The organism is Paraburkholderia caledonica (assembly GCF_000383275.1).
GTDB classification, from domain to species: domain Bacteria; phylum Pseudomonadota; class Gammaproteobacteria; order Burkholderiales; family Burkholderiaceae; genus Paraburkholderia; species Paraburkholderia caledonica.
In genome coordinates this window covers 68769-94240 of sequence record NZ_KB911040.1, presented here as the reverse complement: position 1 = coordinate 94240, position 25472 = coordinate 68769, and the positions used below count along the sequence as shown (strand labels likewise).

Sequence of the window (25472 nt, the reverse complement as noted above, 5' to 3'; positions counted from 1 at the left end):
GCGCACGAAGGCGTGTGAGCCGGGCTTGTCGAGCCATTGTACAAAGCCTCGGCGAATCGTGCGGAGCGAACTTTCGACCGTTCCCAACGCGCCGCAAGGCCGGCGCGCGAGCGGCCGTCCAGACAAACATAGGCCCACGCGGCGGGGCCCGGAACGTGAGGCCTGGCCTACGGTCTACGTACAATACGAACCCGAGCCGACCCAAACGCTTCACGAGGTAGACCATGAAAACGAATCGATGGACGCGCCGCGCCATGCTGCTGCTGGCGGCGCTGACCGTGCTGCTGTCCGGCTGCACGACTTATGTGACGACGCAAGTCACCGCGTTCTCCGACTGGAGCGGCGGCGACGCGACGCGCACTTACGCGTTCATGCGCGAACCCGATCAGCGGAACAATCTCGAACTGACCACGTATGAGCGCATCGTCGCCAATGAACTGGCCACGCACGCGTTTCGCCAGGTGGACGGCGCGCAGGCGCGCTATCTGGTCGGACTCTCGTATGGAATTCGCTCGGACGTGGTGACAGTGGCCGAGCCGGTCTATTACAACCCGTGGCCGGCGCCTTACTGGGGGTGGGGGCGTCCGTACGATCCGTGGGGGCCATGGGGACCGTTTCCCGCCGGATACGTGAACCAGAGCTATCCGATCTTCACGCATCTGCTCGGTGTTCGGATCACGGAGCGCGCGACCGGCAAGGAGGTCTACAACGTGACCGCGCGCAATTCGGGCGGCGAGTCGTCACTGGTGAGGGCCATGCCGTATCTTGCTCGCAGCGCGCTCGCAGACTTCCCGCTCGGCAATGGCGTTGTGCGTACGGTCAAGATTCCGCTAGGCACCGGCGCAGGCGCTCCGAACGAAACGCCTGTGCCCGCCGCTGCCCCGGCATCGGCAATGGCGCCCGCGCCCGCGTCCGGCGCGAAAGCCGCGCAGTGACGGAGCGGTGAGGGAGCGGTGACGGAGCGGTGAGCGGGGCGGCGCGCAATCCGGCTGGCGCCCGGATCGCGCGGTTCGCTTCAGATTCCTGCGCCGAACAACGCCATTGTCCCGAGAACGACGAACAGCACGGCGGCGATGCCATGCACGACGCCGGTCGGCAGACGGTGAGCGAAACGGTCGCCGAGCAGGATCGCCGGCACGTTGGCGATCATCATGCCGAGCGTGGTGCCGGCCACCACGCCGAAGAAATCGTGAAACCGCGCGGCCAGCGCCACCGTCGCGATCTGCGTCTTGTCGCCCATCTCCGCCAGGAAAAATGCCACGACAGTTGCGCCGAAGACGCCGAGGTGGGTGCGGTTCGTGTTGGCCTCGTCATCGGCTAGCTTGTCGGGCACGAGAATCCACAAACCCATGCCGATGAACGAAATAGCCAGCGCCCAGCGCATCACGGTCGGCGTGAGCAGCGAGCCGAGCCACGCGCCAAGTGCGCCCGCGCCCGCGTGATTGACGAGTGTCGCCGCCAGCACGCCCAGAATAATTGGCACTGGCTTCCGATAACGCGCGGCAAGCACGAGCGACAGCAATTGCGTCTTGTCGCCGATTTCGGCGAGCGCGACCGCTCCGGTCGAAATGAGAAAAGCGTGGATCACGTTGTTTTGAATTCCCGGGCCGAGATTGAACGAGCGACGACCCACGACACGCCGGGCCCAATTGCGGCGGGGTGTGGGTCATCGGTCTCGCCAGGCCTGAGGCTGCGGCTGCCATGGCCGTGACGGCCAAGTCTGTTGACAGGCGCCCCCGCGAGTTCGCGTCCCACGAGCCCGGCCTGCTTGCCGGACGAACGCGCTGCGGGGCGGCTACTCCCCAATGAGGGGCGGATTATAGCAGGCGAGGCATGACGGCCGCAGCGCCGGCCCTTGCATCGGCCGGCAAAATGAATGTATTGAAGTGCAACAGCCTTCGCAGAAAGTTTATTGAAAGTTTCAAGCGACTTTCAACGTAAGCCGCGTCGCGCAACACTGCAATCCGACTGGAAAACACACCGCCATAGGTAGATTCCCAAGCGTCTCTTGAAACGTCCGCGAAATCTAATATCGCCTGAACGGCACCGTGGCAATCGCGACACGGATACAGATGGATACGTCTTTTTTGGCTGATTTAAACGAAAATCTTCAGTATGATTCCGGCCACTGCGGGAGCCGGAGCCAATTTATAAGGTCGATTGTCAGAGGCACCTAAATAATCTGGCCGATGTGCCGTTAATTTCGGTGAACCTACAAAAAGACTGATCGACCCGCGGCTGGAGTTGCCGGTCCGCGCGGCGCGCATACGCTATGAAGGCTGCGTGTTCCGTCAGGCGCTTCAACCTCTCCCTGCTTCTACGCGCGAACACCGATATGCCCGATCCGCACTGGACCATTCCGGTCGCTCGCTGGTCTAGCTGGCCTGCCGCCGCTTCTGCCGCACCCGACATCGGCTTTATCGAGCCGATCGTGCGGCGGCGTCTCAGCACTCTGTCCAGAGTCGCGCTGAAGGTTGCGCACGATTGTGTCGGCGCCGACGAGGCCCGCGTCGTGTTCGCCTCGCGGCACGGAGAATTGCGCCGCACTACCGACATCCTCCGCGCGATCAGTTCCGGCGAGCCCGTCTCGCCGACCGCCTTCAGCCTCTCGGTGCTCAACGCCATGACGGGCGTGTTCGGCATTGCGCGCGGCGACCGCTCGGCGGCGAGCGCGATCTCCGCCGGGCCCGAAACGCTCGGCTATGCGCTCCTCGAGGCCTTTGCCCAATTCGCGACGCAACCTGCGTCGCCGGTATTGCTCGTCTACGCGGACGAGCCCGCAGATCCCGCATACGGCACCATCGAAGACGAAGTCCAGGGCGGCGCGATCGCTATTCTGCTGAGCAGCGAAGGCGCGTTGGGCCATCTCGTGTGCGCGCGATCCTCAGTTGTCGCCCCGGATGCCGCGCGCGCAGTCGGCCAGCGCGACCCCGGCCCGACGGCTGAAACAAGCGTAGCGCCGGGCCACAGCGCGGCAACAGGTGCAACTGGCGCGGCGCAGCCGCCCGATACCGCCGAAGCGGAAACGCGCTTCGCCACGCAAAGCCAGGCGCTGCTGCACTGTCTCGAAACCGGCAGGCCGGCGGCCTGGCAGGGCGCCGGCGCTCTCTGGCATTGGGGATGGCATGACTGCGCGGCTTGATTACGCCTGGCGACTCTTTGCCACCGGCATGGCGTTCGTCGTGTTCGGCATTTGCGGCGTGCTATTTTCTGTGCTCGTGTTTCCGCTCGCGTGGCTGTGGCCGCATCGCGCGTCGCGACAGTTTGCGGTGACGGGCGTGATCCACTGGTTCTTCCGGGCGCTTGTCGCCGTCCTGCAGCGCATCGGCGTGATGGAACTCGAAGTGTCGGGCGTGGATGCGTTGCGTGCACGCACACCGTCCATCGTGGTAGCGAATCACCCCACGTATCTGGACGTGATGGTGCTGCTCTCGCTCACGCCGCATGCATGCTGCGTCGTGAAAAACGCGCACTGGAGCAATCCGTGTTTCTGGGGCATCGTGCGCTCGGCGGAATACGTCAGCAATGTCGATCCCGCGGAACTGGTCGAGGCCGGCGCGAGGCAGCTGGCCGCGGGCTATACGATGATCATATTTCCGGAAGGCACGCGCAGCCCCGCGCCGAACCGGTTGCATGCGTTTTCGCGCGGTTTCGCGCATATGGCGTTGAAGGTCGGCGCGCCGATCGTGCCTGTGCTGATGGATTGCGATCCGCCCGCGTTCACGAAGCAGATGCGCTGGTACCACGTGCCCGCGCGAGCGTTCCGCATGCGCGTGAACGTGCTGGAACCATTGGGCGTGGACCAGCTCAAGGCAGACGACACCACACCGGCTCTCGCTGCGCGCAGCGTGACGAGTGCCGTCGAAGCACACATTACTCAGCACCTGTTCGATTATGGATTCTTTAAAACTGGAAATTAAGCAGCTCCTCATCGAAGCACTCGATCTGGAAGACCTGAGTCCCGCCGATATCGACGACGACGCGCCGTTGTTCGATACCGACGGCATCGGTCTCGATTCGATCGACGCGCTCGAAATCGGCATCGTGCTGCGCAAACAATACCAATTGACCATTGCGGCAAACGACGAACGCACGCGCGAACACTTCCGCTCGATCAGCACGCTGGCCGCGCTGGTCGAGAGTCAGCGCGAAGCGGCGCACGCTGCGAACGAAACCAACAGAAAAGGGGAATAAACGTGTCCGAGGCAGAGATTCTTGAACGCATCCGCGCCATCTTCAAAGAGAACTTCGCAATCGAGCCCGAGCGCGTGACGCCCGACGCCCATCTGTTCGAAGACCTCGATCTGGATAGCATCGACGCTGTCGATCTCGCGATCAAGCTGCAGGAAATGACCGGCCGCCGAATCAAGCCCGAAGAGTTCAAGTCGGTGCGCACGGTCGGCGACGTGATCGGTGCTGTCGAATCCCTGCTGGCGGCCCAAGGCTGATGCCGGCAGTGCGCTCGGGAACGCCGGCGGCTGCGACTGAAGCGCCTGCTTCCGGCGCCTCGTCCACCGGCGGGCGTCATTGGGTCAAGGCAGTCGTGCAAGTGCTGGTGAAGCTCGCCTATCCGGCGTTGATCCTGTGCGCGTGGCGTTGGGACACGCCGCGTTATGTCGGCTGCATGCTGTTCGCGATCCTGTGGTTGCAGCGCTGGGCCGGCAGCGGCCCGGTCGCGACATCGCTGCGCCGCCTTTCCGCAATCGACTGGACGGTGGTCGGCTTGCTGAGCTGCGCGTCGGCGGCAATCGTGTGGACCAACAGCGAGCTGTTGTTGCGCCTGTATCCATCGCTCGTCAATCTCGGACTGCTGATCGCGTTCGGCGCGACGCTCGTGCACGGGCCGTCGATGATCGAAAAGTTCGCGCGCCTCGGCAACCCCGATCTGCCACCGGGCGCAGTGCGCCATACGCGGCGCGTTACTCAGGTGTGGTGTGTGTTTTTTCTGCTGAACGGTGCTTTCTCCGCTTATACCGCGCTCTACTGGAGCCGCGCGAGCTGGTCGCTCTATAACGGCGCGATTGCTTACGTGCTGATCGGTGTTTTGCTGATCGCCGAGGTCATATGGCGCTACCTCGTGGTGCTGCCGCGCGCAGCACGTTCGGAGGCGGCATGATCGCGTTGCACGACCTGTTGTCGACTCCGTTGAGTACAGCGGCTGCCGCTACGCCCGTATGCCGCGATCGCGGTTTGCTGCTCGATCGCGCCGCGTTTCGCGCGCGCGTTGCGACGCTCCGGGCGGCCGTGCAATCGCAGGCCGCGCAACGCTACGCATTGTGTATCGACGATCCATTCGATTTCGCCTGCGCCTTATTTGCGCTGTTCGCATGCGGCAAGGAGCCGGTGATTCCGGCGAACGCGACGCCCGGCTATCTCGCCGACCTCGCCGATGCGTACGACGTCGTGCTCACCGACGCCACGCTGGCGCCGCATGTGCAAGCCGCCGCCGACGCCGCTCAAGCTCTGGGCACACATATCAACCCGCAAGCACCGCTCACGCTCTATACGTCGGGCAGCAGCGGCCGGCCAAAGCCGATTCGCAAAACGCTCGCGCAGTTCAACGCCGAGGTGCATACGCTCGAAAAGCAGTGGGGCACGTTAGTTGGCAACGCGACGATGCTTGCGAGCGTGCCGCATCATCACATCTACGGTCTGCTGTTTCGCGTGATGTGGCCGCTCGCCGCCGGCCGCGCATTCGACCGTGAGATCAGCATCGAACCGCTGCATCTGCAAGCGCAACTCGCGCAGTGCGGCGCGGCGGTGATCGTGTCGACGCCCGCGCAGTTATCGCGCTGGCCTGCGCTGCCTGGCTTCGCCGGATTGACGCCCGCACCGTGCGCTTTTTTCTCGTCGGGCGGTCCGCTCGCGCTCGAAGCCGCGCACGAATATGCGGCGGCCTACGGCGCCGCGCCGCTCGAAATCTATGGCAGCACTGAGACCGGTGGCATTGCGTGGCGCCGCCAGGATCAGACGGATGCTTGGCAACCGGTGACCGGCATCGAAGTGCGCCGCGACGAAGACGGTGCGCTCAGCGTGCGCTCGCCGCATCTGGACCACGACGGCTGGCATCGCACCGACGACCGGATCGCATTCGACGAGCAAGGCCGCTTCCGTTTGCAAGGCCGCCTCGATCGCGTGATGAAGCTCGATGGCAAGCGCGTGTCGCTGCCGGAACTGGAAGCGCGACTCGCGCTGCATCCGTATGTCACACAAGCGGCAATCGTGCCGCTCGAGGGTGGCGTGCGTGAGCGCGTCGGCGCTGTCGTCGCGTTGACCGAAGCGGGTAATAAAGCATTGCGCGACGAAGGCCGCGTGCTGCTCGCGAAAACCCTGCGCCGACATCTCGCCGATTATTTCGATGTCGTCGTGTTGCCGCGTCACTGGCGCTTTCGTCTCGCGTTGCCGTTCGACGCACGTGGCAAGCTGCCGGTCTCGGCGGTCGCAGCGACGTTCGAGCCGCGTGCCGAAGGCGTCGAAGTGCTGGCCGAAGCGCGCGGTGGGGACACTGGGGAGACACTGCATTACGAGTTGCGCGTGCCCGCCACGCTCACGCATTTCGCCGGCCACTTTCCGGGCTTGCCGATTCTGCCGGGCGTTGTACAGATCGATTGGGCGATGCGTCTGGCCGCGGAGCAACTGCCTTGCGTGCGCGGTTTCACGTCGATCGATCGATTGAAGTTCATGGCGCCGGTTGGGCCGGGCGCGGTGCTCAAGCTCACGCTCGCGCACGATCCCGCACGTCAGCGCGTGCAGTTCGCGTACCGGGCGAACGAGCGCGAATGCGCGTCGGGCGTGATCGTTTATCGGGCGGACGCATGATGAACTTCGCTCCCTGCATCGTGATCCCGATCTACAACCACAAAGACGCAATTGGTGCGACCGTCGCGCATCTCGCGGTGCACGGCTTGCCGATTTTTGTCGTCGACGACGGCAGCGACGAGGCCACCCAGCAGGTGCTCGCAGAACTCGCGAGCGAGTACGCGGCGCAGCTCACGTTACTGCGCCTGCCCGTCAACGGCGGCAAAGGCGCGGCGGTGATGGCGGGGTTGCGCGCCGCGCGCGACGCCCACTACACGCACGCGTTGCAGATCGACGCCGACGGCCAGCACGACGCCACCGACGTGCCGCGTTTCATCGAAGCGGCGCGCGCCGAACCGGGTGCGGTGATTCTCGGCCGTCCCGTTTACGACGAGAGCGTGCCGAAAGCGCGTCTCTACGGCCGTTATCTGACGCATGTCTGGGTGTGGATCGAAACGCTTTCGCTGACCATTCGCGATTCCATGTGCGGCTTTCGCCTGTATCCGCTTGCGCTGGCTTGCGATCTGATCGACAGCGTGCAGTTGCCCACGCGCATGGACTTCGACATCGAAATTCTCGTGCGCCTTTACTGGCGTCGCGCCGCATTCCGCTCGATTCCCACGCGCGTCACCTACGCGAGCGACGGCGTTTCGCATTTCGACGTGCTGTGGGACAACGTGCGCATCAGCCGCAGCCACACGCGGCTCGTGTGCGGCATGCTGGCGCGTCTGCCGATGCTGCTCGCGCACAAGTTCATGCCACGGCGTGCCGCGCCAGCCGGTGCACGAAGCAAACAAAGCGGCGGCGCCGAGGCTCAGGACTGGTGGCGTATTGCCGAACGTGGCAGTCATCTGGGCATGTCATTGCTCGCGCTCAGCTGCAAGCTGTTCGGCCGCCGCTTCACCGGGCTGTGGCTGCATCCGATCGTTGCATATTTCCTTTTGACGGGACGTGCCGCGCGCGAGGCGTCGGCGAACTACTTCAGGCGTCTGCACGAGGCCGAACCGCGTGGCGATACGCCTCGCCCAGGCTGGCTCTCCGCGTATCGTCACATGCTCGCATTCGCCCAATCGGGCTTCGACAAGCTCGCCGCGTGGTCCGGGCGCGTCAACAATGCGGACGTCCAGTTCGAAGATCCTTCGGCGTTCGAAGCATTGGTTGCGAGCGGCAAGGGCGCGCTGGTTATCGGCGCGCATCTCGGCAATCTGGAGATGACCCGTGCGCTCGCCGCACAGGGCGCGTATGCGAAAGTCACGGCAGTCGTCTATACCGAACATGCGCGCCGCTTTAACAGCGTGCTGGCCTCCGCGAATAGCGAGTTCACGCGGCACCTGCTGGAAGTCGCGGACTTCGGGCCCGAAACCGCGATGATGATGCAGGAGCGCGTCGACGCGGGCGAGTTGCTGGTGATCGTCGGCGACCGTGTGCCTGCGCATGAAGCCGGCCGCACCACCGAGGCGCGTTTCCTCGGCGTGACTGCGCCTTTCGCGCAAGGTCCATATGTGCTCGCGCATGCACTCGGCTGTCCGGTCTACCTGTTCTTCTGTCTGAAAGAACACGACGGTTATCGTCTTTATTTCGAGCCGTTCGCCGAGCGCATCGAATTGCCGCGCCGCGAACGCACGCAGCATCTCGCGGCCTGGGCGCAGCGTTATGCAGTGCGTCTCGAACATTACTGTCGCAAGGCACCTTATCAATGGTTCAACTTCTTCGATTTCTGGGCTCGCCCCAAGCGAGACGCGAATGGCCGAACATGAACTGATCGACGCGCCGGATGCCGGCGCGCATGCGGCTTCCAACGGCGATAGCCACGCGGCTCGCGTCGTGATCGGCGGGCGCAAGCTGAGTATCGAAGAAGTCGTCGCGATTGCTCAGCATCGCGCGCCGGTTGCGTTGAACGCAGACCCGGCATGGCGCGCCCGTATTCAACGCGGCGCGGATTTTCTGCGCCGCCATCTTGCCGCGGGCGAGACGGTCTACGGCGTCAACACCGGTTACGGCGACGCCTGTGTGGTGGACGTGCCGATGGAGCTCGTCGAAGCGTTGCCGCTGCAACTCACGCGTTACCACGGCTGCGGCATGGGCCAATATCTCGACGACGCACAGACGCTCGCCGTCATCGCCGCGCGTCTGAACTCGCTCGCCTATGGTTTCTCAGGCGTGCGGCCGGTATTGCTCGAACGCCTCGCGGACCTCGTCAATCATCGCGTGCTGCCGCGCATTCCCGCTGAAGGTTCGGTCGGTGCGAGCGGCGATCTGACGCCGCTCTCGTATGTCGCCGCAGCACTCGCGGGCGAACGGGAAGTCATGTTCGAAGGACGTCTGCGCGACGTGCGTGAAGTGTGGAACGAACTCGGACAAACGCCGCTTACGCTCGCGCCGAAAGAAGGCCTCGCACTGATGAACGGCACAGCGGTGATGACCGGCCTCGCGTGTCTGGCGTTCGCTCGCGCGGATCATCTGACCCGGCTCACTGCGCGCCTGACCGCGCTTTGCACCGTCGCGCTCGACGGCCGCGCCGCGCATTTCGACGCCACGCTCTTCGAAGTGAAGCCGCACGCCGGCCAGGCGCAGGCCGCCGCATGGATACGCGAAGATCTGGAAGGCCGCGACGATACGCCCGGCCACCGTTTGCAGGACCGCTATTCGATCCGCTGCGCGCCACATGTGATCGGCGTTGCGCGTGATGCGTTGAGCTGGGTGCGTCGCGATATCGAAAACGAATTGAACAGCGCAAACGACAACCCGCTGATCGATCCCGACAACGAGCGGGTACTGCACGGCGGCAACTTCTACGGCGGTCATATCGCATTCGCGATGGATTCGCTGAAGGTCGCAGTCGCCAATCTCGCCGATCTGATGGACCGGCAACTGGCGCTCCTCGTCGACGTCAATTTCAACAATGGCCTGCCGCGCAATCTGACTGGCGCCGCGCCCGCGCGCGCCGCGATCAATCACGGCTTCAAGGCCGTGCAGATTTCGTCGTCCGCGTGGACTGGCGAAGCGCTCAAGAACACGATGCCCGCAAGCGTGTTCTCACGCTCGACCGAGGCGCACAATCAGGACAAGGTCAGCATGGGCACTATCGCCTCGCGCGACTGTTTGCGCGTGCTGGAGTTGACCGAGCAGGTTGCTGCCGCGCATACGCTGGCAACGGTTCAGGCCGCGCGTTTGCGTTTGCGCATCGACAGCGCGACGCCGGTGCCTGCGGCGTTGCGAACGTTCATGGAAAACGTCGGCGCGCAATCGCCTTTCGTCGATGAAGACCGCGCGCTCGAACACGATTTGCGCGCGCTGACCGCGCGCATCGCCGCATGCGGGTTGTTGCAGGATTATCGCGGAGGGCCGCAAGCATGAGCATGACGGAAAGCGCGACCCGCAAGGTACTGAGCGCAAGTGCAATGGTGGAAGTGCCGTTCCACGACGTGGATGCGATGAATGTGTGCTGGCACGGCCATTATCTGAAGTACTTCGAGATCGGCCGTGCGGCGCTGCTGCGCGCATTCGATTACGACTATCGCGAGATGCAGGCGTCCGGTTATCTGTGGCCGATCGTCGAAGCGCATCTCAAGTACGTTCGCCCGGCTACGTACGGTCAGAAGATCGACGTGCGCACCCAACTGCTCGAACACGAAAACCGCCTGAAAATAGGCTACGAAATTATCGATTGCGAATCGGGGACGAGGCTCACCAAGGGCTATACGATCCAGGTGGCGGTCGATGCCGCCACGCAAGAGTTGCAGTTCGTGTCGCCGCCGGTGGTCTTCGAGAAACTGGAGCGCGTATGGCGATAACGAATTCCGGCGTGCGATTGTTGAACGGACTGCGTGCCTGTGCGTTTTCGTTTGCGGTGGCCAGCGCGTTGAGCATGCCGGCGTGGCCGGTGTGTGCCGCGTCTACAGACGGCAATCCCGCGTTGGTCTCGCAGGTCGCATCGCATCTCGCCCAAGCCAAAGGCGTGCGCGCGCAATTCACGCAAACGCAGACGCTGGCCGCGATGAAGCAGCCGCTCGTCAGTACCGGATCCTTGTTGTTCCTGCGTGAGCGCGGCGTGATCTGGCATATCGACACGCCGTACAAAGCCACTTATGTCATCACCGATGCAGGCGTCGCCGAAATCAATGCCAACGGTCAGCGCGTCACGGCGCACAGCGCGCAAGGCACGCGCGGCGTCGCGCAAGTTTCGAAGATGATGCGTGCAATGCTCGGCGGCGATCTGTCCGCGCTGTATTCCCAATTCGACGTGCAGGCCGAGGGCAGCGCCGCGCACTGGCGCATGCAGCTGACGCCGAACCAGCCGCAGCTTGCGCAGTCGATCAAAGGCTTGCAGATGAGCGGCGGAGACTTCCTGCAGAGTTTGCGTATCGCGCTCGCCAACGGCGATACGACGCAACTCGAATTCAGCAAGAGCGAGGCGGTGAGCGAACCGGCCGCGGCCGAACGCAGTCTGCTCGGGGCGCCCTGATGGACCTCCTGCAACACAGGTCCGCGAAAAACGCGTGGGGCATGCGCGCCGCGTGGCTGCTGCTCGCGCTCGTCGCGGCGCTGTATTGCGGCTGGCGTTTTTCCGGACCGTCGCCGTTGCAGACGAATTTGCTTGCGCTGCTGCCGGCAACTGAGGCAGATCCGGTCGCCGAGAAAGCGGTCGATACGCTGGCGAGCGCTCTGGGCGACCGCACGGTTTTTCTCGTCACCAGTCACGACGATGCGCACGCCAAAGCGGCGGCAAAGCAACTTGGCGCTTCGCTGCAAAAAAGCGGGGCGTTCGCTTCGGTGACGGCGGAGTTGCCGCCATTCGATCTGTCGCAGATTACGGCGCTGTATCTGCCATATCGTTTCGGCTTGCTGACGCCTGCTGACCGCGCGGCAATCGCGGGCAGTAAGGCGCCCGACGCCGCGTTGCGCGACGCGCTCGCCCAACGCATCTATAGCCCGGTGCGGGGCGGACTCACCACGTCGCTCGCCGACGATCCATTCGGCTGGCTCGAACACTGGCTCGGCAATCTGCCACTCGCCACATCGAATCTCGAACTCGAAGACGGGTTGCTGGTATCGCATCAAGACGGGCATCAAGGCACTGCGACGAGCGTACTGATCGTGGCCACCTTGCCAGGCTCCGCTTATGAAACCAAAACGCAGCACGCGGTGCTCGCGGCGCTGTCGCAAGGCGAAAGCGCGTTGAAGCAGGCATTCCCTGACGTGTCGGTCGCACGAACCGGCGCCGTGTTCTACGCCGAGTCGGCGCGCAGTGCATCGGAACGCGAAGTGCATCTGATCGGCGTCGCGTCGCTCATCGGCATCGCGTTGTTGATGATGTGGGTGTTCCGTTCGCCGCGTCTGCTCCTGCTCGGCTTCGTCTCGACCGCGCTCGGCATCGTCTGCGCGCTTGCGGTGACGCTGCTCGTATTCGGCAAGTTGCATCTGCTGACGCTCGTATTCGGCGCAAGTCTGATCGGCGAAGCTGTCGACTATTCGATCCAGTATTTTGTCGTCTATCTCGGTGCCGGGCGCGATTGGGATGCGCGACGGGGCGCACGTGCGGTGCGTCCCGCGTTGAGCGTAGCGCTTGCCACGAGCCTGCTTGGTTACGCGATTCTCACGTGGGTGCCGTTTCCCGCGCTCAAGCAGATCGCATGTTTTGCGATGGCGGGCATCGTGACGGCGTTCGCCTCGGTGATGTGGCTGTTGCCCGCGTTGCTGCCGCACGCGCCGAAGCGCAGTCCCCGGCGACTCTTCGAACGCTCGGCGCGTTTGTTGAGCGCATGGCATCGATTGATCGGCGGCAAGCGTGCCTGGATCGTCGCCGCGCTGTTGCTGATCGTCGCGATTCCCGGCTGGTTGCGTCTCACGAGCGACGACGACGTTCATCTGCTGATCCAGCGCGACCCGTCGCTCGTCGCGCAAGAGGACAAGGTGCGCAACGCGGTGGGGATCGACAACAGCGCGCAGTTTTTCGTCGTGCGCGGTGAGACGCCGGAGCTCGTGTTGGAGCGTGCCGAAGCGCTGGGTGCAAAACTCGACGCACTTGGCGGCACGCCGAACGGGGTGGGCGGTTATCAATCGGTCGCGCAGTTCGTGCCGTCCGCGCAGCAGCAGAACAGAGACCGCGCGTTGCTCGCGCAGCATGTGTTCGACGACACGGCGGCATTGCGCGCCACGTTGCTGCAAGCGGGCTTCAAGGACGAAGTCGCCGACGCGTGGATCGCAGCGGAAAAGAATGCGCAAACGAAACCGCAATCTCTTCTGACCGTCGACCAGTGGCTTGCCGCGCCGTGGTCGCAACCATACCGACATTTGTGGCTCGGCCAGGTCGATGCGGCGACGAAGGCGTATGCCGCCGTCGTGATTCCGCAAGGCGTGACATCGCGCAACGAGGCCGCCTTGATCGCGACCGCGCGTTCAGTGCCAGGCGTGGCTTTCGTCGACAAGGCCGCGAGCGTGTCGAAGCTGTTCGGTGCGTATCGCGTGGACAGCGGCTGGTGGCTCGGCGGCGCGCTGACATTGGTGCTGATTCTGCTGATCGTGCGCTACGCCCGAAAGCAACCGGACTCGGGGCATGCCGCGAACGAAGTGCCGCTCGCACACCGCATGCGCGGCGGCATCGCTGTGACGCTGCCCGTACTGCTCGCAGTAGGCGTCACGCTGGCGGTATTCGGCTACGCTCGTGTGCCGCTCAATCTGTTCAACTGGCTGGCGCTTATGCTCGTGCTCGGCGTCGGCGCGAACTACGCCGTCTTTCTGCGTGAAGGGTGCATGCGTACGGACGCGGATCTCGGCGCGGTGTGGACGGGCGTGCTGCTTTCGGCCGCCACCACGCTGCTGTCGTTCGGCATGCTCGGCATGAGTGCGATGCCTGCGTTAAAGAGTTTTGGCGCGACGCTCGCGCTCGGCATTGCGGTCTCGGTGCTGCTCGCGCCGATCGGCATGCCATCGGAATCCAGGAGGGCCGCATGAAAGCGCCACCAGTTTATTTGCACGCGCTCGGCATGATCAACGCGCTCGGCGGCGACCTCGACAGCATCGTGCCGGCGCTCGCCGCGAGCCACGCGCGAGGCATGGCGGCCGTGCATACGGGCATCGGCGACGCGTTTGTGGGCAGCGTCCTGACGCCGCTCGATCTCGCTCCGCCCGCCGATCTCACGCGCTACGACTGCCGCAATAACCGCTTGCTGCTCGCCGCGCTCGCGCAGATCTCGCCTGCCGTCGACGCCGCGCGCGAGCGCTACGGCGCGCATCGGATCGGCGTGGTGCTCGGCACCAGCACATCCGGTATCGAAGCGGCTGAGGCCGCGTTCGTGTATCAGGCGCAAGCGGGCGACCTGCCCGCGAACTTCAACTACCGGCAGATGGAAATCGGCACGGCCGCGCCCTTCGCGGCGGCGGCACTCGGCTTGAAAGGCCCCGCGTTTACGATCTCGACAGCTTGCACGTCGAGCGCGAAAGCGTTCGCGTCGGCCCGGCGCCTGTTGCAATTGCAGATGTGCGATGCGGTGGTGGTGGGCGGTGTCGATTCATTGTGCGAGCTGACGGTGCAAGGCTTTGCGTCGCTCGAATCGACCAGCGGCGAGCGCACCAATCCGATGAGCCGCAATCGTTGCGGCATCAATGTCGGCGAAGGCGCGGCCGTGTTTCTGATGAGCCGCGACGAAGCGGCGGTGCGCGTTGCGGGTGTCGGCGAATCGAGCGACGCGCATCATATTTCGGCCCCCGATCCGCAAGGCGTGGGTGGCGAAATGGCGCTGCGCGAAGCAATCGCGGATGCGGGCATCGCGCCGTCGTCGATTGGTTATGTGAACTTGCACGCCACGGCCACGCGCAAGAACGACGAGATGGAAGCAAACCTGATGTCGCGTGTGTTTCCCGACGGCGTCGCGACGAGCGGCACGAAACCGCTGACCGGCCATCAACTGGGCGCGGCGGGCGCGACCGAACTCGGCTTCGCCTGGCTCACGCTCGCACGCGACGACGTTGCACTGCCACGCCATATCTGGGACGGTGAAGCGGACCCCGCGCTGCCCGCGCTGGAACTCGTCGAAAGCGAACGGTTTTTGCCGCGCGGCGAGGGCGCTCAATACGTGATGAGCAACTCGTTTGCGTTCGGCGGCAGCAATGTCAGTCTGATTCTTGCACGGTAAGGCGCGATGAACTCGACACGAAGCATTGACGAACTGCTGCAGCAACCTATCGAAGCGATCATCCCGCATCGCGGCACCATGCTGCTGATCGACGCCGTCACCGCGTTCGACGAACAGACGCTGAGCGCGCGCGCAACCGTGCATGCCGATGCATGGTATGCGGACGCGCAAGGCGCGATGCCCGCGTGGATCGGCATCGAGTTGATGGCGCAATCGATCGCCGCACACGTTGCGTTGCTCGCCATGCGTGGCGGTGGCCGCGCGCGGCCCGGCGTGCTGCTCGGCTCGCGCAGCTACAAGGCGTTGCAGCCGTCGTTCGCAGGCGGCGCGCAATTGCTGATTCGCGCCACGGAACTGCTGCGCAGCGACGAAGGCCACGGTGCATACGAATGCACGATTCATCACGACGACGTGTGTTGCGCCGAGGCGGTGATCAAGGTCTTCCAGCCGTCCGATTTTCAGTCATTCATCGAAGGGAGTTTCAATTCATGAGCCGGCGTGTTCTCGTTACCGGCGCAAGCCGCGGCATTGGCCGCGCGATTGCGTACCAGTTGGCCGCCGACGGCTTTGCAGTGTCCGTGCACTGCCGCACGGGGCGCGCTGAAGCCGAGGCAGTGGCGTCGGGCATCGCCGCTCAGGGCGGCACTGCGCGGGTGCTGCAGTTCGACGTGCGCGAGCGCGCAGTGTGCCGCGATGTGCTCGAAACCGATGTGGCGGCGAACGGACCGTATTACGGCATCGTATGCAGCGCCGGCGTGACGCGCGACGCCGCGTTCCCCGCGCTCACCGACGAAGACTGGGACGTCGTGATCGAAACCGGTCTCGACTCGTTCTATAACGTCGTTCATCCGCTGACCATGCCGATGGTGCGTGCCCGCAACGGAGGGCGCATCGTGACTATCGCGTCGGTATCGGGCGTGATGGGCAATCGCGGTCAGGTCAACTACAGCGCGGCAAAGGCCGGCCTGATCGGCGCGACCAAGGCGCTCGCGGTGGAACTTGCGACGCGCAACATCACCGTCAACTGCGTGGCGCCGGGCCTTATCGAAACCGGCATGCTCGACGAGATGCCGCTCGAACACGCATTGAAGACGGTGCCGATGAACCGCGTCGGCCAGCCTGCCGAGGTAGCGTCCGTGGTCAGCTTCCTGATGTCGGATGCGGCCTCGTATGTGACTCGTCAGGTGATCGGCGTCAACGGCGGGATGGTCTGATGAAGCGAGTCGTCATTACCGGCATGGGCGGCGTCACGGCGCTCGGCGATAGCTGGGACGTAATCGAAGCGCGTCTGAAAAGCGGCGTGAACGCAGTGCGGCGCATGCCCGAGTGGGACTACTTCGAATCGTTGCATACGCGGCTCGCATGTCCGTTGCCGCAGTTCGTCACGCCCGCGCATTATCCGCGCAAGAAGACACGTTCGATGGGCCCCGTGTCGATGTATTCGGTGCGCGCAAGCGAACTCGCGCTCGCCGATGCGGGCCTCGCCGACGACGCGAGCATCAAGGACGGCCGCATGGGCGTCGCGTACGGCTCGTCGTCGGGCTCGGTGCAGCCGATCCGCGCGTTCGGCACGATGCTCGAAAGCGGCTCGATGAGCGACGTCACGTCGAACAGCTACGTGCAGATGATGCCGCACACAACAGCCGTCAACGTCAGCCTGTTCTGGGATCTGAAAGGGCGGATCATTCCCACGTCGTGCGCATGCGCGTCGGGCAGCCAGGCAATCGGCTACGCATATGAAGCAATTCAGACGGGCAAGCAGACGCTGATGCTGGCGGGCGGCGCGGAAGAATTGTCGGGTCCGGCGGTCGCCGTATTCGATACGTTGTACGCAACCAGCACGCGCAACGACGAGCCTCATCTGACGCCGCGTCCATTCGACGCCGCGCGCGACGGCCTCGTGGTCGGCGAAGGCGCCGCTACGCTCGTGCTCGAGGAATACGAGCACGCGGTGGCGCGCGGTGCGCGGATTCACGCGGAGATCGTGGGCTTCGGTTGTAACTCGGACGGCGCGCATATGACGCAGCCCACGGCGGAAACCATGGCGTTCGCGATGCAGCTTGCACTGAAAGACGCCGCGCTTCCGCCCGAAGCGATCGAGTATGTGAACGCGCATGGCACGTCCACGGATCGCGGCGATGTCGCGGAGAGCCACGCAACCGCGCAGACATTTGGCGAGCGCATGCCGATCAGTTCGCTGAAAAGCTATGTGGGCCACACGCTGGGCGCGTGCGGCGCGCTCGAAGCCTGGTGGACCATCGAGATGATGAAGCGCAACTGGTACGCGCCCACGCTGAATCTGCAGGACGTGGACCCGGCCTGCGCGCCGCTCGATTACATCATCGGGACGGGGCGCGAGATCGACGCCGAACTGGTGATGAGCAACAACTTCGCGTTCGGCGGGATCAACACGTCGCTTATTTTCAGGCGTGTTCAATGAGCGTGGCGTTGCAACGCGTGGTCGTTACCGGCATGGGCATCGTGTCGTGCCTCGGCAATTCGCTCGACGAAGTGTCGGCTGCATTGCGCGCGGGGAAGTCGCGCATCGAACGAGTCGAAGCATGGCGTGAGCGCGGCTTTGCGTCGCAAGTCGCTGGCGTGGCGTCGGTCGCTAATGAAGCGCCTTTCGAGCGCAAGCTGGAGCGCTTCATGGGCGATACCGCGCGCTTTGCCTGCCATGCCGCGCGCAAGGCGATCGACGATGCCGGGCTCGATGCCGCGATGTTGCGCTCGCCGCTTGCCGGCACCGTGATCGGCTCGGGCGTCGGCACGATGTCGAGCTACGACGCCGCGATGACCGTTGCCAACACGCGCGGCGTCGATAAAGTGCCGCCTTACACGGTGCCGCATGCAATGAGCAGCACAGCGTCCGCGAACGTCGCGCAGGTGTTCGGGCTCGAAGGCGTCGGCTATTCGCCGTCGTCGGCATGCACGACTTCCGCGCTCGCCATTGGCCAGGCGATGCAACTGATTCAGAGCGGCCGTCAGCAGATCCTGCTCGCGGGCGGTAGCGAGTCGCTGCACGACAACATGACGCTGATGTTCGACGCGATGGGCGCGTTGTCGCGCCGCTCCAACGACGCGCCCGAGCGCGCGTCGCGTCCTTACGATACGGCGCGTGACGGTTTTGTGATCGCGTCGGGCGGCGGCGTGCTCGTGCTCGAAGCGCTGGACCACGCATTGGCGCGGGGCGCGCGCATCTACGCGGAACTCACGGGGTTCGGCGACTGCACGGACGCCGGCATGGTCACGCCGCGCGCGGCAGGCATCGCCCGCGCCGTGCGCGGCGCGCTGGACGAAGCGGGCAAGCGTCCGGACTACATCAACACGCATGCACCTTCCACGCCGCTTGGCGACGTCGAGGAACTGCATGCGTTGAGGCAGGTGTTCGGTGCCGCATCGGAGCGCGGTGTGCCCGCGTTTTCGTCGACCAAGGGCATGACCGGGCATCCGCTTGGCGCATGCGGCGCACACGAGGCGATCTATACGTTGCTGATGATGCGCGACGGGTTTATTGCAGGCACCACGGGGATCGATTCGGCGGAGCCGGAAATCGACGGCATGCCGCTCGTGCGTGAGACGCGTGACGCGCGCATCGGCTCGGCGATGTCGGTGTCGTTCGGCTTCGGGGGAAGTTGCGCGAGCCTGATGTTCGAGGCATGGCAGGGCGGCTGAAACGGTCGCGATTTTAGAAACGAGGGTGATAAAAATGAAAAGAACATTGGTGCTGGGTGCATTGACGATTGCAGCCGCGACGCTGACGGGTTGTGCGACACAGGTGAAGTCGCTGCCGCTCGCGGCCGCGGGCGGTGAATCGCGCGGCGGCGTGCCCGTGTATTTCGGTGAGCAAAGCCATCCGGCCGTGAAGCGCGGGTTGGGCGACGTCTCGTACTCGGTGCGCATCGCGCGCAAGGTCGCGGGCCCCGACGACGCATGCCGCGAGGCGCTTGCCGAGGCGATCGGCAAGCTTCGCGCGGCGGCGCGCGAGCGCAATGCGAATGCGGTGATCGACGTGACGACGCGCTTTCACAGCAGCGAAAGCAATTCGTCCAGCGAGTTCACTTGCGGCGTGAGCCCGAGTGCCGCCGCGATCGCGATCAGCGGCCGGCTCGCTGTGCTCGAGGCGAACTGATTTGCAGGGCAGTGAATGCGGGAATCGTAAAACCCATAACAACCAGGAAGGAGTATCAATGAAACGTCATCTGATGTTCGTCACACTCGCCGCTTCATTTTCGATGTTGAGCGCCGCACCGGCTTTTGCGCGGGACTCGGTGGGTACCTATCCGATCAACGAAGCGTTGCATAGCGAGCCGGGCAAAGTCGGCGACGATATCCAGTTGTATTTCGCGGGCCAGCGGCATCCGGCCGTCGCGAAAACGATCGGCGAATTTGCGACGAACAAGAAGACTAACGCGTTCGGCAAGAGCGATGAGGCCGCATGCCAGCACGTGTTCCTGTCGGCGGTGATCGAGTTGCAGGATCGCGCGCGCAAGGAAGGCGGCAACGCGGTGATCAACATCAAGAGCAACTACAAGAACGAAGTGCGCGAAAGCGCGACCGAGTTCACCTGCGGCGCGGGTGCGGTGATTGCGGGCGTGGCGCTGAAGGGCGACGTCGTCACGCTGCGCAAGTAACGCAACCTGGGCCGGCTCAGACGGTCTTCACCGCCGCGACATTGACGAGCGTCTCACGGCGCTTGCCGGGTTGCGGACGGTAAAGGCCGAGCCGTTCGAGCAGACCGAAGTCTTTCGCGCGGCTCCACCAGAGGTACGGCAGGGACACGTTGCGGTCGGTAAAGCTGAAGCCGCCGCGACGAATCATGTCGAGATAGCCGTCCGCGCTTTTTTGCACGTGCATTGGATGACGAAACAGCAGCCGGATCACCCACGACCTGATGTACGCGTCAGTGGATTCGGCGAACAGCAGCACGCCGCCGGGCTTCAACACGCGGCGGAACTCGGCGAGCGCGCGGTCCTGCTCGACGAGATGATGGAAAGTCTGATGGCAGAACACGATGTCTGCGCTCGCATCGGGCAGCGGCAGCGCCGCGCAGTCGCCGTGCAGCAGTTCGATGTCGGCGACCTTGTCGCGGCAGGAGTTGGCCGCATCGGCCGCGAGCGCAAGCGACGGTTCGTGATAGTCGATGCCGACGATGCGGCGCGGCTCGAACGCATCGGCAAGCAGGCGAAACGAAATGCCTTGTCCGCAGCCAACGTCGACGATAACGGGCGCTGCGGGCAACGGCGTATCGATCAGGCGCTTGAGGTCGTTGATCGCGACGCGCAACACATGATGTTCCCATGTGTGAGTACGCAGGAACCAGATTCCAAATGCCGTTTCCGGCACGAACGGCACACTGGATGTTTGAGACGGCGGCACGCTGGACTCCCCGGTGAAATATGTATTGCTGCTAGAGATGCAATGTAACAGGACGTAAGGATGCAGCGTATTGCTGCGTCGGGCAAGCAAACGATTGAGGCGAACTTGAGTACACATGACATGAAGCACACGGCGGAACACACGACGGTCGACGTCGCGATCATTGGCGCCGGCCCGGCCGGTGCAGTCGCGGCCGCGTTGCTGCGCAAAGCGGGCCGCTCGGTGCTCGTGCTGGAGCGCCAGCACTTTCCGCGTTTTTCGATTGGCGAAAGCCTGCTGCCGCAAAGCATGGCTTATCTGGAAGAAGCCGGCATGCTGCAAGCGGTGATCGAGGCCGGATTCCAGTACAAGAACGGCGCGCAGTTCGTGTATCGCGGCCAATCTTCGTCGTTCGATTTCCGCGACAAGCACACGGCGGGGTGGGGCACGACGTATCAGGTGGAACGCGCGGTGTTCGACGAGATCCTGATTCGCTGCGCAGCGGAGCAAGGTGCGGATGTGCGCTTCGGGCATACGGTACAGGCCGTGCATACCGGCGAGGGCACGGGTGCCGCGCCGCGCGTCGACGTAATCGACGAGGCCGGTCATGCGTATCAGGTCGAAGCGCGTTTCATATTTGATGCAAGCGGCTTTGGCCGTGTGCTGCCGCGTCTGCTCAACCTGGAGGCGCCCACGCGCATGCCCACGCGCGCCGCGCTCTTTTCGCATGTCTACGACGGCCTCCCCGCGGGCGCCCACGACCGCAACAAGATCTGCGTGGCAACGCATCCCGAGCGCCGCGACGTGTGGTTCTGGATGATTCCGCTTGCGGGCGGACGGTCGTCGGTGGGATGCGTCGCCGAGTCGAGTTTCCTCGACGTGCCGCCAACGGAGCGCGAGCCGAAGTTGCGTGCGCTGATCCAGAAGGAGCCGACGTTTAACCGGTTGATCGGCGACGCGCCTTTCCTGTTGCCTGTGCGGCATATTGGCGGCTACTCGGCGAATGTCGAGCGTCTGCACGGACCGGGTTATGCGCTCCTTGGCAACGCGGGCGAGTTTCTCGACCCCGTGTTCTCGTCGGGCGTGACGATCGCACTACGCTCGGCGCATCTGGCGGTGCAGACCTTGAACCGTCAACTGGATGGCGAGCAGGTTGACTGGTCCGCGAATTACGACGTGTCGTTGCGCAAGGGCATCGACACATTCCGCGCGTTTGTCGAGCGCTGGTACACAGGCGAATTGCAGGACATCATTTTCTATCCCGACCAGACACCGTCGATCCGCCGCATGATCAGCGCGGTGCTGGCGGGCTATGCGTGGGACGAATCCAACCCGTATGTCGCCGACCCGGTGCGCAGGCTCAATGCCTTGCATGAGGTTTGCACGCAGCGCTGAGTCCCCGCGGGTGGGGCATGCACTGAACGTAGAAATTGAAACGGCGCTTCCTCGTCATGCAAGGAAGCGCCGTTTTTATTTAGAAGCAGCGAAGACCATCAGGCCGCATTCGAGCGGCAATCAGGCCGCGAATCGAGCGACGCGCGGCGCGTGCTGCCGCACGTCGTCGCGGCGATGCACGCGCTTGCCTGCGGCATACGTTTCATAGACCGCGCGATCGTCGCCGAGCAGCGCGAAGGCGAACAGCAATTCTTCGAGCGACTCCGTGCGCGCCGTGCGGCGCGCGAGCAGCGGCGTTGCTCGAGGATCGAGCACGACGAAGTCCGCTTCCGACTTCGGCCTGAGCGTGCCCACCTTGTCTGCGAGATCGAGCGCTTCGGCCGCGCCCGCTGTTGCGAGATAGAACATGCGCGTGGCCGTCAAATGGTGGCCCGTCAATCGCGCGACCTTGTGCGCTTCATTCATTGTCTGCAGCATCGAGAACGACGTGCCGCCGCCGACGTCCGTGGCGAGTGCGATCGGCATGCTAGCTTCGTCGGCCTTGTCGAAATCGAACAGACCGCTGCCGAGGAACAGGTTCGACGTCGGGCAATGCGACGCGACCGCGCCAGTTTGAGCCATGCGTTGCCGGTCTTGCGCGTCGAGATGAATGCAATGCCCGTACACCGCGCGGCGGCGTAGCAGGCCGTAGTGGTCGTAGATGTCCAGATAGCTGCGGTGACCGGGGAAGAGACTGTTGACCCATTTCACTTCGTCGGTGTTCTCGGCGACGTGACTCTGGATGAACACATCCGCATGCTTGCCCGCCAGCACGCCGCAAGCTTCGAGTTGCGCTTCGGTCGAAGTCGGCGCGAAACGCGGCGTGAGCGCGTACATCTGACGGCCGCGGTTGTGCCAGCGGCCGATCAGCTCGGCGCTGTCGTCATAACCGGACTGCGCGGTGTCGCGCAGGAACTCCGGACAGTTGCGATCCATCAGCACTTTGCCTGCCACCATGCGCAGATTGCGCGCCTCGCTTTCGGCAAAGAGCGCGTCGGCCGACTCCTTGTGCACGGTGCAATAGACAAGCGCGGTGGTCGTGCCGCAAGACAGCAGTTCTTCAAGGAAGAAGCTTGCTGTATCGCGTGCATAGGCCTGATCGGTGAAACGGCGCTCGGTCGGAAACGTGTACGTGTCGAGCCACGGCAACAGGCCAGCCGCAGGCGACGCGATCATGTCCGTTTGCGGGTAATGAATGTGCGTGTCGATGAAGCCCGGCACGATCAGCTTGTCGCGCATGTCCTGAACCGGCGTGCCCGGCGCGAGTCGAGACGCGAGCGCCGCATACGCGCCCGCTGCGACGACATGGCCGTCTTCGACGATCAGAAGGCCGTCTTCATTGAAGATCGCCGCGTCGGGCGAGCGCGACGGATCGCCGTTGAAAGTCAGCAACTGCGCGCGGAATGCCGATTGGGCCGGGTTAGCCGTTGTAGCCGGGTGAGTCATGAGAAAACCGTCTCCGAATGTGAAAAGCTGAGCAGCGTGGAGGGCCGTGTTGCGATGCCCGCGCTGCAATACGTCGGCCCTTTAATGTGGGCCGCTTTGATTCCAGTGCGCGTCGAGCTTCGCGATCAGTTCCGCGCGCTCTTGCGGCGTAACGAACGACGCTTCGAAACCGTTGCGGATGATCGTGTAGACCTCGGCATCGTCGAGCTTCAATGCGTCGATGGTCGCCGCATAGTTGGCGTTCACATAGCCGCCGAAATACGCCGGATCGTCGGAATTCACCGTGACGGCGACGCCGCGATCGAGCAGGTCCTTCAGCGTGTGTTTTGTCATGTCGTCGAACACGCAAAGCTTGAGGTTCGACAGCGGACACACCGTCAACGCGACGCGCGTGTCGGCAAGACGCGCGACGAGCGCCGGGTCTTCGATGCTTCGCACGCCGTGATCGACGCGGTCCACCTTGAGCAGATCGAGCGCTTCATAGATATACGACGGCGGTCCTTCCTCGCCCGCGTGCGCGACGAGCTTCAAACCGAGTGCACGCGCTTTCGCGAAGACACGTTCGAACTTCGACGGCGGATGGCCGCGCTCTGACGAATCGAGCCCCACGCCGATCAGGCGATGCTTGTACTGGTCGAACAGCGGCCGTGCTTCTTCGAACGTTGCAAGTGCGTCTTCTTCGGACAGGTGACGCAGGAAACACAGAATCAGCTTGCTCGACATGCCGCGTTTTTCCGCGTCGGCGAGCGCGCGCTCGATGCCGGCCACCACCGTCGCGATGGGCACGCCGCGCTCGGTGTGCGTCTGCGGATCGAAGAAAATCTCGCTATGAATCACGTTGTCGGCGAGGCAGCGCTCGACATACGCCATCGTCATGTCATAGAAGTCCTGCTCGTGCAGCAGCACGCTCGCGCCGGCGTAATAGATGTCGAGAAACGATTGCAGATCGGTGAATGCATAGGCTGCGCGCAGTGCTTCGATCGAGTCGTAAGCGAGCTTCACGCCGTTGCGCTCGGCAAGCGCGAAAATCAGCTCGGGTTCGAGCGAGCCTTCAATGTGAATATGCAGTTCGGCCTTCGGTGCGAGCATGGCCTTTTCGATGAGGGACGTAGCGGTTGTTGTGTTCATGGTCGGTCAGAAGTTTGTTGGTGTCGTTGTGCGCCGGATGCGTAAGCGTGATGTCGACTCGCTTCGTCAAACCGTCTGCGCCGCGCGATGCACACTCGCGTTCGCTTCGACAGCTTGCAGCAGTTGCGCGGCCGCGGAAATCGCAATGATCTCCGGCGACTTGTCGACGATGCCATCCACGCCGAGCGGGCACTTCATCCGCGCAATCCGCGAAGGATCGATGCCGCGCGCGGCGAGCCGGTGTTCGAACTGTTTGCGCTTGCTGTGCGAGCCGATCATGCCGAAGAACGCAAAATCGCCACGCCGCAAAATACGCTCGGCCAGTTCCAGGTCGCGCGTATGGTTGTGCGTCATGACGATGAAGTACGTATTGGGCGCAGCCGTGTCGACGGCTTCGTCAGGCGCGTCGTTCGCGTCGATCTTTACGTTATGCGCGTGCAGCGATTCAACGGGCGGAAACTGCGCATCGCGTTCGTCCACCCAGCGTACCGTGCAAGGCAGCGTGGCGAGCACGCGAACCAAAGCGGCGCCCACGTGCCCCGCGCCAAACAGCACGACCGGGAAGTCGCCTGGCGCAATCGTCTCGGTGAGCAGCGCGCCGCTGTCGTCGAAACCGGCGCCGTCCCACAGCAGGCAGTCGGCGGCATCGACGCCCGGCTCGGGGTCGGACAGCATCACCGCATCCGGTGCGGGGCCGAATGATACGCTACGCACCGTCGATTGACCTGCGGCCACGCGCTTAGCAAGCGACGTGATCCAGCCGAGATCGCCGATGTCGAGCCGTTCGAACGCAAGTATCACGGCGCCGCCGCAGCATTGCCCGAGACTCGGGCCAAGCGCGAAACGCTCGAGCCGACGCATATGCGGCGAGCGCATGCCGTCGCGCAGCACCTGGCGCGCGGTCTCGATCGCTTTCCATTCGAGGTGTCCGCCGCCGATCGTATGTTTCGCCGAATCGCGCGTCACGATCATCTTGGTCCCGGCCTCGCGGGGCGCCGAACCTTCGACGCGCGCGACCGTCACCAGCACGGCGGCGTCGCCGTGCGCGAGCAGTTGTTGCAGGTCAGGTAGCCATGCTTGCATCCGACGAATCTCCGTACAGTGCCGCTCGGGGTTTCCGTGCGGCCGGTTGAACCTGGTGCGAGGCGATTGTGTCGCACCGGGCGTATCTGC

General features: G+C 64.0%; 25 protein-coding genes and 1 riboswitch. Of the genes, 20 read left to right on the top strand and 5 right to left on the bottom strand.

What is annotated here, in order from left to right; all coding sequences use genetic code 11:
* Window positions 1–224: 224 nt before the first annotated feature.
* Entirely contained in the window at window positions 225–935 is a 711-nt protein-coding gene (locus H281_RS0120515) for a DUF4136 domain-containing protein (RefSeq protein WP_020069037.1), read from the top strand.
* 80 nt (window positions 936–1015) lie between these two features.
* On the opposite strand, the gene H281_RS0120510 is transcribed toward H281_RS0120515, so the two are convergent.
* On the bottom strand, window positions 1016–1588 hold the full coding sequence (locus H281_RS0120510) for a TMEM165/GDT1 family protein (protein ID WP_027804801.1): 573 nt from the start codon (window positions 1586–1588) through the stop codon (window positions 1016–1018).
* A gap of 11 nt (window positions 1589–1599) precedes the next feature.
* A riboswitch (yybP-ykoY riboswitch) is annotated at window positions 1600–1816 on the bottom strand.
* Between the two features lie 519 nt (window positions 1817–2335).
* Between H281_RS0120510 and H281_RS0120505 the strand changes: the two genes are divergently transcribed.
* Genes H281_RS0120505 through H281_RS0120420 form a run of 18 tightly spaced genes read left to right on the top strand, consistent with a single transcriptional unit; the run spans window position 2336 to window position 19567 of the window.
* Entirely contained in the window at window positions 2336–3142 is an 807-nt protein-coding gene (locus tag H281_RS0120505; RefSeq protein WP_027804800.1) for a beta-ketoacyl synthase chain length factor, read from the top strand.
* Window positions 3126–3920 carry a lysophospholipid acyltransferase family protein gene (locus H281_RS0120500; protein WP_020069034.1) on the top strand — a complete coding sequence of 265 codons (795 nt, stop codon included), beginning with the start codon at window positions 3126–3128 and terminating at the stop codon, window positions 3918–3920. Before H281_RS0120505 ends, H281_RS0120500 begins: the two co-directional genes overlap by 17 nt.
* The gene (locus H281_RS0120495; protein ID WP_020069033.1) at window positions 3895–4194 is read left to right on the top strand and encodes a phosphopantetheine-binding protein; all 300 of its coding nucleotides are present in this window, start codon (window positions 3895–3897) and stop codon (window positions 4192–4194) included. The genes H281_RS0120500 and H281_RS0120495 overlap by 26 nt, the downstream gene beginning before the upstream one ends.
* Before the next feature lie 2 nt (window positions 4195–4196).
* On the top strand, window positions 4197–4448 hold the full coding sequence (locus H281_RS0120490) for an acyl carrier protein (protein ID WP_020069032.1): 252 nt from the start codon (window positions 4197–4199) through the stop codon (window positions 4446–4448).
* Entirely contained in the window at window positions 4448–5116 is a 669-nt protein-coding gene (locus H281_RS0120485) for a COG4648 family protein (RefSeq protein WP_020069031.1), read from the top strand. Before H281_RS0120490 ends, H281_RS0120485 begins: the two co-directional genes overlap by 1 nt.
* A complete protein-coding gene (locus tag H281_RS0120480; RefSeq protein ID WP_020069030.1) occupies window positions 5113–6819 on the top strand; it encodes an AMP-binding protein in 1707 nt (568 codons plus the stop codon). Before H281_RS0120485 ends, H281_RS0120480 begins: the two co-directional genes overlap by 4 nt.
* Window positions 6819–8555 (top strand): glycosyltransferase family 2 protein, encoded by a 1737-nt coding sequence (locus H281_RS0120475; RefSeq protein WP_027804799.1) that lies wholly within the window; start codon window positions 6819–6821, stop codon window positions 8553–8555. The genes H281_RS0120480 and H281_RS0120475 overlap by 1 nt, the downstream gene beginning before the upstream one ends.
* Window positions 8542–10155, top strand: coding sequence for an HAL/PAL/TAL family ammonia-lyase (locus tag H281_RS0120470; protein WP_020069028.1), 1614 nt, complete (start codon window positions 8542–8544; stop codon window positions 10153–10155). Before H281_RS0120475 ends, H281_RS0120470 begins: the two co-directional genes overlap by 14 nt.
* A complete protein-coding gene (locus tag H281_RS0120465) occupies window positions 10152–10592 on the top strand; it encodes an acyl-CoA thioesterase (protein ID WP_020069027.1) in 441 nt (146 codons plus the stop codon). The genes H281_RS0120470 and H281_RS0120465 overlap by 4 nt, the downstream gene beginning before the upstream one ends.
* A complete protein-coding gene (locus H281_RS0120460; RefSeq protein WP_020069026.1) occupies window positions 10583–11263 on the top strand; it encodes a LolA family protein in 681 nt (226 codons plus the stop codon). The genes H281_RS0120465 and H281_RS0120460 overlap by 10 nt, the downstream gene beginning before the upstream one ends.
* On the top strand, window positions 11263–13752 hold the full coding sequence (locus H281_RS0120455; RefSeq protein ID WP_020069025.1) for an MMPL family transporter: 2490 nt from the start codon (window positions 11263–11265) through the stop codon (window positions 13750–13752). The genes H281_RS0120460 and H281_RS0120455 overlap by 1 nt, the downstream gene beginning before the upstream one ends.
* Complete coding sequence (locus H281_RS0120450; protein ID WP_020069024.1) at window positions 13749–14933, top strand: beta-ketoacyl-[acyl-carrier-protein] synthase family protein; 1185 nt, start codon at window positions 13749–13751, stop codon at window positions 14931–14933. The genes H281_RS0120455 and H281_RS0120450 overlap by 4 nt, the downstream gene beginning before the upstream one ends.
* A gap of 6 nt (window positions 14934–14939) precedes the next feature.
* A complete protein-coding gene (locus tag H281_RS0120445; RefSeq protein ID WP_020069023.1) occupies window positions 14940–15425 on the top strand; it encodes a hotdog family protein in 486 nt (161 codons plus the stop codon).
* Entirely contained in the window at window positions 15422–16147 is a 726-nt protein-coding gene (locus tag H281_RS0120440; RefSeq protein WP_020069022.1) for a 3-ketoacyl-ACP reductase FabG2, read from the top strand. Before H281_RS0120445 ends, H281_RS0120440 begins: the two co-directional genes overlap by 4 nt.
* Window positions 16147–17373: a beta-ketoacyl-ACP synthase gene (locus tag H281_RS0120435; protein ID WP_020069021.1), complete on the top strand. Its 1227-nt coding sequence runs from the start codon at window positions 16147–16149 to the stop codon at window positions 17371–17373. Before H281_RS0120440 ends, H281_RS0120435 begins: the two co-directional genes overlap by 1 nt.
* Window positions 17370–18608 carry a beta-ketoacyl-[acyl-carrier-protein] synthase family protein gene (locus H281_RS0120430; RefSeq protein WP_020069020.1) on the top strand — a complete coding sequence of 413 codons (1239 nt, stop codon included), beginning with the start codon at window positions 17370–17372 and terminating at the stop codon, window positions 18606–18608. The genes H281_RS0120435 and H281_RS0120430 overlap by 4 nt, the downstream gene beginning before the upstream one ends.
* A 34-nt stretch (window positions 18609–18642) precedes the next feature.
* A complete protein-coding gene (locus H281_RS0120425; RefSeq protein ID WP_027804797.1) occupies window positions 18643–19065 on the top strand; it encodes a hypothetical protein in 423 nt (140 codons plus the stop codon).
* Between the two features lie 58 nt (window positions 19066–19123).
* Window positions 19124–19567 carry an excinuclease ABC subunit A gene (locus H281_RS0120420; protein WP_020069018.1) on the top strand — a complete coding sequence of 148 codons (444 nt, stop codon included), beginning with the start codon at window positions 19124–19126 and terminating at the stop codon, window positions 19565–19567.
* A 16-nt stretch (window positions 19568–19583) separates the two neighbouring features.
* On the opposite strand, the gene H281_RS0120415 is transcribed toward H281_RS0120420, so the two are convergent.
* The gene (locus H281_RS0120415; protein ID WP_027804796.1) at window positions 19584–20312 is read right to left on the bottom strand and encodes a class I SAM-dependent methyltransferase; all 729 of its coding nucleotides are present in this window, start codon (window positions 20310–20312) and stop codon (window positions 19584–19586) included.
* A gap of 120 nt (window positions 20313–20432) precedes the next feature.
* Between H281_RS0120415 and H281_RS0120410 the strand changes: the two genes are divergently transcribed.
* Window positions 20433–21686 carry an NAD(P)/FAD-dependent oxidoreductase gene (locus H281_RS0120410; protein WP_033379643.1) on the top strand — a complete coding sequence of 418 codons (1254 nt, stop codon included), beginning with the start codon at window positions 20433–20435 and terminating at the stop codon, window positions 21684–21686.
* Between the two features lie 120 nt (window positions 21687–21806).
* Here H281_RS0120410 and guaD read toward each other — a convergent pair whose 3' ends face one another.
* From guaD to xdhC, 3 genes are all read right to left on the bottom strand, one after another.
* Complete coding sequence (gene guaD / locus H281_RS0120405; RefSeq protein ID WP_020069015.1) at window positions 21807–23171, bottom strand: guanine deaminase; 1365 nt, start codon at window positions 23169–23171, stop codon at window positions 21807–21809.
* An 81-nt stretch (window positions 23172–23252) separates the two neighbouring features.
* Window positions 23253–24299, bottom strand: coding sequence for an adenosine deaminase (locus tag H281_RS0120400; RefSeq protein WP_027804794.1), 1047 nt, complete (start codon window positions 24297–24299; stop codon window positions 23253–23255).
* Between the two features lie 66 nt (window positions 24300–24365).
* Window positions 24366–25382 carry a xanthine dehydrogenase accessory protein XdhC gene (gene xdhC, locus H281_RS0120395; protein WP_020069013.1) on the bottom strand — a complete coding sequence of 339 codons (1017 nt, stop codon included), beginning with the start codon at window positions 25380–25382 and terminating at the stop codon, window positions 24366–24368.
* Between the last annotated feature and the right edge of the window lie 90 nt (window positions 25383–25472).